This window comes from Pseudovibrio sp. Ad26, assembly GCF_001623285.1.
Classification (GTDB): domain Bacteria; phylum Pseudomonadota; class Alphaproteobacteria; order Rhizobiales; family Stappiaceae; genus Pseudovibrio; species Pseudovibrio ascidiaceicola.
In genome coordinates this window covers 91,455-102,527 of sequence record NZ_LMCE01000159.1, presented here as the reverse complement: position 1 = coordinate 102,527, position 11,073 = coordinate 91,455, and the positions used below count along the sequence as shown (strand labels likewise).

Genomic DNA, 11,073 nt, shown 5'->3' with positions numbered 1-11,073 from the left:
CCCCCACCCGATCCCATCCCGAACTCGGAAGTGAAACGCCCCTGCGCCAATGGTACTTCGTCTTAAGACGCGGGAGAGTAGGGCGCCGCCGGGCATGAATAAAGCACACCGACTAAATCTTCAAAATGAACAGAACAACATATTACCGCGGGGTGGAGCAGCCCGGTAGCTCGTCAGGCTCATAACCTGAAGGTCGTAAGTTCAAATCTTACCCCCGCAACCAAATATTAAACCCGCTATCTCAATGAGATGGCGGGTTTTTTGTTGCCAAAACTTTGAAAACATCACAACACGGATAAGTGCAGCCTAGCTGCCACTTCTGAATGACTTGTCGCCATAGACGAAGCGGGGGCCGCGGCCGTAGCTGGAGGCGGCGTCGCCGGCGTTGTAGAGCTCGCATTTGTCCAAAGACAGGCAGCCGCATCCCATACAGCCTTCCAGCTGCGATCTCAATCGCTCCATGCGGGCGATACGCTCATTCAGATGAACTTTGAACTGTTCGCTCAGCCGTTGCCAGTCGGCTTTGTTTGGAGCACGGCCCGGCGGAAGAGTGCCTAGCTGTACTGAAATCTGTTTGATGGTGAAGCCAAACTCCTGCGCGACTAATGCAAAGGACAAACGACGGATGTCGGCTCGCATAAAACGGCGCTGACCACCTGAGTTGCGGCTAGCCGTGACAATCCCCTTAGTTTCGTAAAAGCGGATAGCGGAGGTGGTGAGGCCGGTTCTCTCGGCTAATTCACCGATTGTCATAATATCCGTGTGCTGCATAAGTTTCTCAAAAATAGCGCTTGACTTAAACTTAACTTGAACTCCTAAACAGGGTGTCATCAGAAGTCAAAAGAAAGGCTATTGCGATGACAAAGAGTTTTTTAGAGCACGTAAACATTACCGTTTCTGACCCAATTGCAACTGCAAGCCGTCTTTCAGATTGGTTTGACTGGCATGTTCGTTGGCAGGGTGCTGCGCGTGCCGGGGGAACGACGGTGCATGTTGGAACGGATGAAAGCTATATTGCTGTTTACTCCTTTGGAAACACCAATGCCACGAAAGAAGACACGTATGCCACTCATGGCAGTCTGAACCATGTAGGTGTGGTTGTTGGCGACTTGGATGCCGTTGAGAAGAAAGTTTTGGCTGGTGGGTACAAGACCCGAAATCATGCTGATTATGAGCCTGGCCGTCGGTTCTACTTTGACGATGATGATGGCATTGAATTTGAGGTGGTCAGCTACGCGTAACTGCTCAAACCCCGGTGCAAGAAGACAAAAGCTTCCATGGATGCTATGGTCTTTCTTTATTTTACCAGTGCTCCAGCCCCAGTAGCTTCTTACCGAGTTCCGTCAGGTCGGCTGTCTTGGCATTCTTCTTTTCCCAGTCTCTTGGGTCGCCAGGGAAAGATGCTCTTTGAGGTGGCTCCAAATCGCGCCATTGGTGGATGCGGTCCTGCCGGAGGTCTTCATTGGACTGCTCAGACGGGAACATGGATATATATTGAGCGATGCGTACTTTATCTTCTGAGTTATTCGGGCGGATGCCATGGGCGAGGAGGGCGTTGAAGATCATCAGATCGCCCGGCTCCATTTCAATGTTTTCGATCTCAAAACCAGAGTAGTCAGGGTGTTTTGGATCGCGGTTTTCTGGTTGAGTTTTGACCCAGTCCCCGAACTCTTCAAAGAGCTTTGGAATGCATTGGAAGCCGCCGGTTTCTTCATCCTGTTTGACCAATGAGAGAACGCCCTGAACGCTGATTGGTTGAGGGTGCAAGGATGTGTCTACGTCCCAATGGATGAAGCCGGGTTTGCCGTCGCGGTTTTTCTTGGGTGGGTTGAGGTTTGCGCGGTCGATGCTGACCCAGAGGTCCTCTCGGTCCCAGATGTCTACGAAAGCATCGTAGACGCGTTGTTGCATGCGGTTATCCCACAGGTACTGGTGATTATAGATTTCCAGCATACCCGCGTTGTTCAGCTCTTGCATTTTGTGAGCGCGGCGTTGTGGGGTGTACCAAGTTGATGGATCACTGGGATCTTTCTCATCGAACTTCCAGAGTAGATCAACCAGTCTCTCTACATTTTCCTGCGGAACGGCCTGACGCACAATGACGTAGCCGCGGGTGATCCAGTGTTGCCAGTCTTCTTCTGACAAGACCCGAAGTGGCAGGGTCTTCTTGATGTCTTTCAGCTGGGTGTCGGTTGCGGTCGAGCCCCAGTGATTGTCTGCAAGCAGTTCAGCGTCCATTTGGTCCTCCCAGATCCTTCAATGAACTTGTAAGTTTAGCCACTCCGACAAGTGAGAGTTGTTCTAAACTAGCGGATACTGATACTATTCTGGCGTCTTGTTGGTTCAGAGGGTGAAATGAGATCATATCTGGAGAAGGTGCCGGAGTCTGAAGACGGTTCATTCAAGGTCATGAACCGGCGCCTTCATGAGGGCATTCCATTCTCCTGGCATCACCATCCTGAGTATGAGTTGACCCTGACATTGAACTCCGAAGGGCAGCGGTATGTGGGCGATCATGTGGGAGAGTATGGTCATGGTGACCTTGTTCTGCTTGGGCCTAACCTCCCGCATACATGGGCTTCGCAGAGCCGACCTGATGAGGGTAAGCCGCATGTTGCTTTGGTTATCTGGTTTGAGCCGGAGTGGATTGAGCGGATTACCAGCGAAATGTCTGAGCTGGCCGGAGTGAAGAAGCTGTTTCGGCGGGCGTTGGCAGGGCTTAGCTTTAGTGATGCGGCGCGGCGGCGCGTAGTGCCCAGGATCAAGAATTTCTTTGAGGAAGATCCACTGGAGCGCTTGTTTATCATCCTCAGGGTTTTAGCTGATCTCTCAGAGGATGAATATGCCATGCAGCTGGCACATGATCCTGTGGTGCTCTCCAGTGCAGATGGTGGCAATGAACGTATCGACAGGGTGTTGACGCTTATCCACTCCGAGTATGCGCGTGTATTGTCTCTGGAAGAGTTAGCCGAGACTGCTGCGCTGAGTGTTTCCGGGGTACATCGGTTGTTTCAGCGCCATACGGGGCAGACGATCTCGGAGTATCTGAAACGCATTCGGATTGGTGATGCGTGTGCGCAGCTTTCCGGCGGCGATGCACCGGTCTCAATGATTGCTCATAATGTGGGGTACTCGGCACTGGCCAACTTCAACAGGCAGTTTCGCGCGGTGAAAGGTATGACCCCGCGCGAATACCGTACTAGATTCAGAGGGTAGCTGCGCCGTTACATCACCGCACCGATCTGCCATGGGACGAACTCATAGTCGCCTAGCCCCTGGGCTTCTGACTTGCTGTGTTCACCTGAGGCGACCTTAATCATCAACTCAAACAGTTCTGTGCCGACTTCTTCGATGGATCTGCCTTCGGAGATGATGGAGCCTGCGTTGAAGTCCATGTCCTCTGGCATATGCTCAAAGAGTGGTGTGTTGCTGGCGACCTTAATTGTGGGCGATGGTTTGCTGCCGAACGCGGAGCCGCGACCCGTGGTGAAGACGATCAGGTTGCAGCCGCTGGCGATCTGGCCTGTAACAGAGGCTGGGTCGTAGCCGGGGCTGTCCATGAAGACGAAGCCATTGGTTTCGATTGGCTCGCCGTATTTGTAGACACCTTCTAGTGCTGTGGTGCCACCTTTGGCGACTGCGCCGAGCGACTTTTCGAGGATAGTTGTCAGGCCACCGCGTTTGTTGCCTGGCGAGGGATTGTTGTCCATGGTGCCGTTGTTGCGGGCGGTGTAGTCCTCCCACCAGCGGACGCGTTCCACGAGTTTCTCAGCGATCTTCTGGTTGGCGGCGCGGCTGGTGAGCAGGTGTTCAGCGCCGTAGATCTCAGAGGTTTCCGAAAGGACCGAGGTGCCGCCGTATTTGACAAGCAGGTCTGTGGCGTAGCCGAGGGCAGGGTTGGCGGTGACGCCGGACCAGCCATCTGATCCGCCACATTGCAGGCCGACCATGAGTTTGGAGAGTGGTGCCGGTTGACGAGAGGCTTTGTTGACCTCCGGCAGCATGGCTTTGACTTTTTCAATGCCTGCTTCAATGGTTTTGCGCAGGCCGCCCATGCCCTGAATGTTCATGAACTGGAAGGTTGGTGATTGCTTGAGGCCGTAGGCGTCCAGTAGGAAGTCGATCTGGTTGACTTCGCAACCTAAGCCGACCAGCAGAACTCCGCCCACATTTGGGTTTTTGGCGTAGCCCCAGAGGACGCGTTGCAAGTTGGCGAAGCCTTCGTTGTCGCCTGCCATGCCGCAGCCTGTGCCGTGAGCGAAGGAGGCGACACCGTCTACATTTTCAAACTGCAACAGGTCTTCATCACTGAAAGCATCTGCGATGCGGTGAGCTGCGGTGGCGGAGCAATTTACGCTGGTGAGGACTGCTATGTAGTTGCGGGTGCCGACACTGCCATCTTCGCGGTGATAGCCAAGGAAGGTACGCTCTTCTGGGTGCTCGGCGTATTGCGTTGGTTTGTAGTCCTTGCAGAAGCTGTGGTGCACGCCGGGGTCGGAGAACTCCATGTTGTGCGAGTGCACATGAGCGCCTGCCTGAATGTCCGTTGTTGCGAAGCCGATGGTCTGGCCGAATTTGATCAGCGCTTGTCCCTGCTTGATGTTGTGTTCGGCGATTTTGTGGCCTGCGGAGATATTGTCGAGGACCTGAAGATTGCCTGCCTTATCACCCGGCTGCAAAGCTCTTGTAGCGATGATGACGTTGTCCGCTGGCTGAAGTTTGACGCTGGCTGGAATGGGTGCCGACATTTCAGAGAGTTTCCATTGTTTTGGTGAGATAGAACTTTGCAGCGGTGCCACCAAAGATGACCTCCCAGTCTGCCTGTGGCAGGTCAGCAGTGAGCTGCTCCACCATATCCACCCAGTTTTGATAGGTATTTGCGAGGAGAAGGACTGGCCAATCGCTGCCGAACATGACGCGCTCCGGACCAAAGCATTTCAAAATGTGAAAGGCGTAGGGCGCGATGTCTTCGATCTCTGCGTTCTCGGAGGCCTCAGTCAGGAGACCTGAGAGTTTGCAGCAGACCTTGGAGGTGCGTGCGATGTCGCTGACGTGTTGGGACCACGTCTCGATGGCCTTGTTGCGGATATCCGGTTTTGCGCCATGGTCGATGACTGCGCGCAGATCCGGATAGCGGCTGAGGAAGGTTTTAAGGTGCGGCAAGTGCCGGGGCTGGACCAGCAGGTCGAGTGTCAGGTTGTTGTCGATGAGGGCTTGAATGGCGGGGTGCAGATTGTCCTGCAGCATCCACTCGTCGTCTTCAATGTCCTGTATCATCGGACGAATGCCGACGAGCTTTGGGTTTTGGGAGAGTTCACTGATGACTTCTGGCGCGTTCGCTGCTTCCATGTCTACCCAGCCAACAACGCCGAGGATCCAGTCGTGTTCTGCGGCCAGCTCCAGCATGAAGAGGGTTTCTTCGACTGTGTCTGCAGCCTGAACGAGAATGGTTCCGTCCATCTTTGCCTGTGTGAGCAGGGGTTGGATGTCACTGGTGAGGAAGTCGCGGTACAGGACGTTCAGCTCTGGCGTGAGCCAGCTGTAATCGCCGCGGGAAAGCTTCCAGAAATGGTGGTGGGCATCGATCCTAAGCATGCTTCACCTCTTGTTCGAAGAAGAGATTGCCAGACGGGACTGGGGCTTCAGCGGGAAGAAGGTCTCGTTCTTTTAGTCTTGCCCAGAAGGCGTCGGGAATGTCGGCAGCGATCCATTTGAGGATATCTTCCAGCTCGCTGCGATTGCGCATGCCGGGAATAACGCTGGCGATTGTTGGGTGCGCGAGTGGGAAGTGCAGGGCAGCTGCTGCCAGATCAACAGAGAACTCCTGACAGCATTCTTTCAGCGCCGTCACATGGGCCAAAATTTCAGGCGGTGCGCTTCCGTAGTTCCAGGTGTTGCCGCCAACGAGGATGCCTGAGTTAAACGGGCCGCCGAGAATGATGGAGGTTTGAGCCTTTGTGCAGGCAGGCAGCAAATCCTTGAGAGGGGCTTGCTCCAGCAAGGTGTAACGGCCAGCAAGGAGGAAGGCGTCCCAGTGGGCTTGCTGCATCAGCTCCATGCAAATGGCGGTCTCGTTCACGCCAAGGCCCATTGCTGAAATAGCACCTGAGGACTTGAGCTCCTGAAGAGCCCTGATACCGCCTTGCAGGTCTTTCATATGGCGGCGGTTTTCTTCCAGGCCATGGGTCGCAGTGCCGATATCATGCACCAATAGGATATCAAGTCGGTCGAGACCGGTGCGGTGTAGACTGGCCTCGTAGGAGCGCATGATGCCGTCATACGAATAATCATAGGCCGGATGGAAGGGCAGTGGGTCTGGCCAGCCGAACTGGGCCGGATTGTCTGCCATGCCCGGTTTCAGCAGGCGACCAACCTTGGTGGAGAGGATGTAGTCGTGCTTGCGCACGGCATCTCCAATGACACGCTCTGAACGGCCAAAGCCATAGTAAGGGGCGGTGTCAATGTAGGTGAGACCAACCTCTTTGGCGCGATCCAATGTGCTCATAGACTCTTTGCGAGGAGCTGTTGCGAACAGCCCACCAAATGCTGCGCCGCCGATTCCCAATGTCGGCAGTTGCAGATCTGTTTCCCCCAATTGTCGATGAGCCAGCTTCCCTCCCAAGCCCATAGCAATTTCCTTATGTTGGCACTGTGCCATAAATGCTGGTGATGTCCTTCGCTACCTGAGCGTAGGCTTGTTGAACGTCTTCAATTCCCGGTGCTTTGAAATCGTCGATGCGCTCCATGAATGGACAGCTGAGTGCAGCGACTGCGTTTCCGTCTGGTCCCAGAATTGGGAAGGCCAGATTTGTAACGCCGACTGTGCTGGCGGACGGCATGCGTACGAAACCTTGTTCCTGTACTTCATCCAGAATGGCACGGAATTCATCGAGGCTCATCTCCGGTTCTCCGAGTGCACGCTCATGCTGGTTGTACATGAGCTCTCGGATCTCCGGCTTCTGGAAGGCAGCGATTGCCCGTCCGGTGCCTGTGTTCCAGAGGCCGATGACCGAGCCGGTTTTGAGGACGAAACTCCAGTTGCCCGGCGCTTCCACGCTGGCGACAACAACGATTTCTCCCTGATGCTCCATACCGATGTGGCTGGACTGGTGAACGTCCTTGGCCGTTTTGCGCATCATGGGCACCGCCGCTTCCAACAACCGCGTGACGGGTGGGTGGCGATGCGACATGGAATACATTTTCAGGCTGAGCTGAAAGCGGTCGCCCTCTATGGAACGTGATACATACTCGCGGCGCACCAGTGTGGTGAGCATGCGGTAGATCTCATTGGGTGACCGGTCGAGTGCTTTTGCGATCTCTGCCTGAGACAGGCCGGATGCGTACTGGGACAGCAGTTCCAGAATATCCAGTCCCTTCTCCAAAGCAGGAGCGCGGTATTTTTCAGCTTTGTCTTGCGATGTCTGTGTGTCTGCCATGATCAGCTCTGTTTGATGTGAGCATATTTTTTGACGCAAAATTCGACCTTGTCAATTTCTAATTTACATTTGAAAGAAGTTTTTATATTTAAGTTATGCCATTATGTGATTTGGTGAACTGACGGATTTCTGCGGTCTTTGGGAGAGGGCCAAAGCACCACCTGCCTTTTGTTTTGACGATAAGCAGTGCTTCCTTTCTAATAATCCGAGTTTCTGGTTGGTTTGGCCGAGCCTATATTTTTAAGAGATTCAGTCCGGGGGAGGACACATGGGACGATTGACTGGCAAGACAGCTCTTATCACCGCTGCGGGGCAGGGAATTGGCCGCTCTACGGTGGAAGCCTATGCTGCAGAGGGGGCCAAGGTATTTGCAACTGACATCAACGAGGCTGCACTTGATGAGCTGAGTGCGATTGAGGGTGTGACAGGCCTGAAGCTGGATGTGACCAATGCCGATGAGGTGCAAGACACCCTGAAGACGGTAGGGCCACTGGACATTCTGTTCAACTGCGCTGGCTTTGTGCATAGCGGCACGATTCTGGATTGTGATGAAGATGCCTGGGACTTCTCTTTCAATCTGAATGTGAAAGCCATGTACCGTCTTTGCCGTGCGGCGATTCCTGCCATGTTGGAGAATGGTGGTGGTTCCATCATAAACATGTCTTCAGTGGCATCGTCTCTGAAAGGTGTTCCGAACCGGTTCGTTTATTGCTCCTCCAAAGCGGCTGTGATTGGCCTGACCAAGGCGATTGCCGCAGACTTCGTGACCAAAGGTATTCGCTGTAATGCGATTTGTCCGGGTACAGTCGATAGTCCATCGCTGCATGATCGATTGAAGGCAACGGGCAATTACGAACAGGCGATGAAAGATTTTATTGCGCGTCAACCTATGGGACGTATTGGCAAGCCAGAAGAGATTGCTGCACTGGCTGTGTACCTTGGTAGTGATGATAGCGCGTTTACAACAGGGCAGACGCACGCCATTGATGGCGGTTGGTCAGTTTAATAAAGAGGGTAGGACATGAAGCTCCTTAGATTTGGTGAGGCGAACGCCGAGAAACCGGGTATTCTGGATGCGGATGGCAACATTCGTGATCTTTCTGGTGTTGTGGGAGATATTGCCGGTGACACGCTGGGTGCTGAGGGCCTTGCGAAGATTGCGGCTCTTGATCTGACCAGCCTGCCTTTGGTGGAAGGAAATCCACGCATTGGTGCTTGTGTCGGCAATGTGGGCAAGTTCATCTGTATTGGCCTTAACTATTCCGACCATGCTGCTGAAGCCGGCATGGAAGTACCAAAAGAGCCTGTAACCTTTTTCAAAGCGACCTCAGCTATTTGTGGCCCGAATGATGAAATCGAGATTCCACGCGGGTCTGTGAAGACAGATTGGGAAGTGGAATTGGGCGTGGTGATTGGTAAGCACACCAAGTATGTGAGCGAAAAAGGCGCGCTGGATCATGTGGCCGGATATTGTGTGGTCAATGATCTGTCTGAGCGTGATTTCCAGCTGCATCGCAGTGGCCAGTGGGTGAAGGGTAAGTCTGCTGACACCTTTGGTCCAATTGGTCCGTGGCTTGTGACACGTGATGAAGTGGAAGACCCGCAGAACCTTTCCATGTACCTGGAAGTAAACGGCCATCGCTATCAGGACGGTTCTACCAAAACCATGGTGTTTGATGTGGCGCAGGTGATCTCGCATCTGTCTCAGTTCATGAGCTTGCAGCCGGGTGATGTGATCTCCACTGGCACGCCTCCGGGCGTTGGTATGGGCCAGAAGCCAGAGACTTATCTGAAGCCGGGTGACAAAATGGAGCTGGGCATTGAAGGTCTCGGCGTTCAAAAACAGGTTACTTACGCTGCTGATTGAGAAGCGTGAGCTTGCTAAGCTCTGACGCCTTCACTAAGCTTTAAAGAACTCTCCGCTGCTGATCGTGGTGGAGAGTTTTTTCATGCGTTTTCGGGGGGAGAGAATGACTATGACCAATGTTTCAGAGCCAATCACATATTGCAGTTATGAAAGCCCGGTTGGGTCTTTGCTGATTGGTGGGGAAGCTGGTGGGTTGGAATTTCTTCATTTTCCTGAAAGTGCACGCAGGCGGTTTGTTGAAGACGGCTGGGTGGAAGATGCCAAGCCGTATGCGGATTTGATTGCGCAGCTTGAAGCTTATTTTGCTGGTGAGCTCAAAGAATTCTCCCTCAATTGGAAGCTGATTGGTACTGATTTTCAGAAGAGCGTTTGGGAGCAATTGGCCGCAATCCCGTTTGGGGAAACGCGCAGCTATGGCGATGTGGCGAAGGCGCTGGGTAATCCGGGCGCGAGTCGCGCTGTGGGACTTGCAAACAATGCAAATCCGCTGCCGATTGTTATTCCGTGCCATCGGGTGATCGGGGCAAATGGTGCTCTTGTTGGTTTTGGCGGCGGACTGGATACGAAGATCTGGCTGCTGGATCATGAAGGTATTCCGCATGGAACCAGTGCCAACAAAGACCAGATGGCATTTTCCTTTTAAATGAAAAGGGCGCCCGATTGAGCGCCCTCTTTTCGCCGATACGCTGTCGGTCAGGATGGTGTTGTTTCTGCTTCATCAAACTGGATACGGACGATCCTGTCTGTTCCGGATTCTCCACCCCATGCTTCGCCTTTGCGTCCTGCCATTTGGCGGACGTCAGCGTCTGCTTTGTTGCTTGGGAAGCTGCTGAACTCTTCTGTATCCGGGTCAAAGTGGACGATTGCATCGGCATCGAAGTCTGTAAGCCAGACCTTATCGTGCTCATCAACATAGACTGAGTAGGGCAGTGGGTCATTGCCGGGGAGGCGCCATGCGCGCCATGTGTCTGCCTTTGGGTCGTACTCACTGACCTGACCGGAGAGCCATTCGCTGACCCAGAGTTTACCCTCTGAGTTGGACCAGACGCGGCGGGCGCCTTGCTCTTTTGTTGGAGGCGTCACGATGCGGGCGCTTCCGTTGGTTCTGTCGATGTTGGCGATGTGGCTGCCTGCGAGGGAGGCGTACCAGATGTCACCTTGCGGAGTGACGGTGATGCCATAAGGGCCGGGGCCTTGAGGGCTTGGCCAGACTTCGATTTCTTGGCTGACGGGATCAACACGGCCATAGACGCCGTTTTGTCCGGTGAACCAGTAGATGCCGTCGTGATCGAAGATACCGGTGTTGAGGTTTGCGTCTGCGAATTCGGCAGGCAGTGGAATGAGGGTGACGGCGTCTGTTGCCGGATCAACGCGGGCGATGGCGTTTTGTCCACCTTCGGTGACCCACATAGCGTTATCTGGGCCAAGTACCACGCCGTGTGGGGCTGCGTTTTCGCCCAGTGAAACCGGGTGGAGTTCTCCATTGTCAGGATCAAGACGTGTGAGCGTGCCATCTGCCTGTCCGCAATACCAGACCATGCCATCGGAATCGAAGCCAACGTCTCTGGAGCGCGCGCCGGGGCGGGCGTCAAAGTAGGTGACCTTTGCGTTTTTGATGGTGTCTGTTGTTTCCGCTACAGCGAAGACTGGTCCAGCAACGATGCCCATGTAATAGGCGCTGGAAATTGTTAGGGCAGATGCTCCGAGAAACTCTCGTCTGTTCATCCTACCTCTCCCTTATGCCGTCTCCTTAGTGGAGACAATCGATTT

12 protein-coding genes, 1 tRNA gene and 1 rRNA gene are annotated in these 11,073 nt (G+C 53.9%); 7 read left to right on the top strand and 7 right to left on the bottom strand.

What is annotated here, in order from left to right; all coding sequences use genetic code 11:
- Positions 1–94: ribosomal RNA gene (gene rrf / locus PsAD26_RS28665) — 5S ribosomal RNA — on the top strand; the annotation flags it as partial.
- Positions 95–146: 52 nt separating this feature from the next.
- Positions 147–223 (top strand) — tRNA-Met (locus PsAD26_RS28660).
- A gap of 83 nt (positions 224–306) precedes the next feature.
- Here PsAD26_RS28660 and soxR read toward each other — a convergent pair.
- The gene (gene soxR, locus PsAD26_RS28655; protein WP_063313121.1) at positions 307–771 is read right to left on the bottom strand and encodes a redox-sensitive transcriptional activator SoxR; all 465 of its coding nucleotides are present in this window, start codon (positions 769–771) and stop codon (positions 307–309) included.
- An 86-nt stretch (positions 772–857) separates the two neighbouring features.
- Between soxR and PsAD26_RS28650 the strand changes: the two genes are divergently transcribed.
- Complete coding sequence (locus PsAD26_RS28650) at positions 858–1,241, top strand: VOC family protein (RefSeq protein WP_063313120.1); 384 nt, start codon at positions 858–860, stop codon at positions 1,239–1,241.
- A gap of 61 nt (positions 1,242–1,302) precedes the next feature.
- On the opposite strand, the gene PsAD26_RS28645 is transcribed toward PsAD26_RS28650, so the two are convergent.
- Positions 1,303–2,238, bottom strand: a complete 936-nt coding sequence (locus PsAD26_RS28645) for a phytanoyl-CoA dioxygenase family protein (RefSeq protein ID WP_063313119.1) — start codon at positions 2,236–2,238, stop codon at positions 1,303–1,305.
- 117 nt (positions 2,239–2,355) lie between these two features.
- Between PsAD26_RS28645 and PsAD26_RS28640 the strand changes: the two genes are divergently transcribed.
- The gene (locus tag PsAD26_RS28640; protein ID WP_063299683.1) at positions 2,356–3,216 is read left to right on the top strand and encodes an AraC family transcriptional regulator; all 861 of its coding nucleotides are present in this window, start codon (positions 2,356–2,358) and stop codon (positions 3,214–3,216) included.
- An 8-nt stretch (positions 3,217–3,224) separates the two neighbouring features.
- Here PsAD26_RS28640 and PsAD26_RS28635 read toward each other — a convergent pair whose 3' ends face one another.
- The 4 genes from PsAD26_RS28635 to PsAD26_RS28620 are packed head-to-tail and all read right to left on the bottom strand — an operon-like array spanning position 3,225 to position 7,436.
- Positions 3,225–4,748, bottom strand: coding sequence for an altronate dehydratase family protein (locus PsAD26_RS28635; protein ID WP_063313118.1), 1,524 nt, complete (start codon positions 4,746–4,748; stop codon positions 3,225–3,227).
- A gap of 1 nt (position 4,749) precedes the next feature.
- A complete protein-coding gene (locus PsAD26_RS28630) occupies positions 4,750–5,595 on the bottom strand; it encodes an amidohydrolase family protein (RefSeq protein ID WP_063304462.1) in 846 nt (281 codons plus the stop codon).
- The gene (locus tag PsAD26_RS28625) at positions 5,588–6,628 is read right to left on the bottom strand and encodes an aldo/keto reductase (RefSeq protein ID WP_063313117.1); all 1,041 of its coding nucleotides are present in this window, start codon (positions 6,626–6,628) and stop codon (positions 5,588–5,590) included. The genes PsAD26_RS28630 and PsAD26_RS28625 overlap by 8 nt, the downstream gene beginning before the upstream one ends.
- Before the next feature lie 10 nt (positions 6,629–6,638).
- Positions 6,639–7,436, bottom strand: a complete 798-nt coding sequence (locus tag PsAD26_RS28620) for an IclR family transcriptional regulator (RefSeq protein ID WP_063291447.1) — start codon at positions 7,434–7,436, stop codon at positions 6,639–6,641.
- Positions 7,437–7,704: 268 nt separating this feature from the next.
- Here PsAD26_RS28620 and PsAD26_RS28615 point away from each other — a divergent pair, with 268 nt between their 5' ends.
- The 3 genes from PsAD26_RS28615 to PsAD26_RS28605 all read left to right on the top strand — a co-directional run bounded on the left by PsAD26_RS28615 (position 7,705) and on the right by PsAD26_RS28605 (position 9,946).
- Positions 7,705–8,442: an SDR family oxidoreductase gene (locus PsAD26_RS28615; RefSeq protein WP_063313116.1), complete on the top strand. Its 738-nt coding sequence runs from the start codon at positions 7,705–7,707 to the stop codon at positions 8,440–8,442.
- Positions 8,443–8,457: 15 nt separating this feature from the next.
- A complete protein-coding gene (locus tag PsAD26_RS28610; RefSeq protein WP_063298749.1) occupies positions 8,458–9,303 on the top strand; it encodes a fumarylacetoacetate hydrolase family protein in 846 nt (281 codons plus the stop codon).
- Positions 9,304–9,406: 103 nt separating this feature from the next.
- The gene (locus PsAD26_RS28605; protein ID WP_208985921.1) at positions 9,407–9,946 is read left to right on the top strand and encodes a methylated-DNA--[protein]-cysteine S-methyltransferase; all 540 of its coding nucleotides are present in this window, start codon (positions 9,407–9,409) and stop codon (positions 9,944–9,946) included.
- Between the two features lie 50 nt (positions 9,947–9,996).
- Here the strand turns inward: PsAD26_RS28605 and PsAD26_RS28600 are convergent, their stop codons facing one another.
- A complete protein-coding gene (locus tag PsAD26_RS28600) occupies positions 9,997–11,028 on the bottom strand; it encodes a hypothetical protein (RefSeq protein WP_063313114.1) in 1,032 nt (343 codons plus the stop codon).
- Between the last annotated feature and the right edge of the window lie 45 nt (positions 11,029–11,073).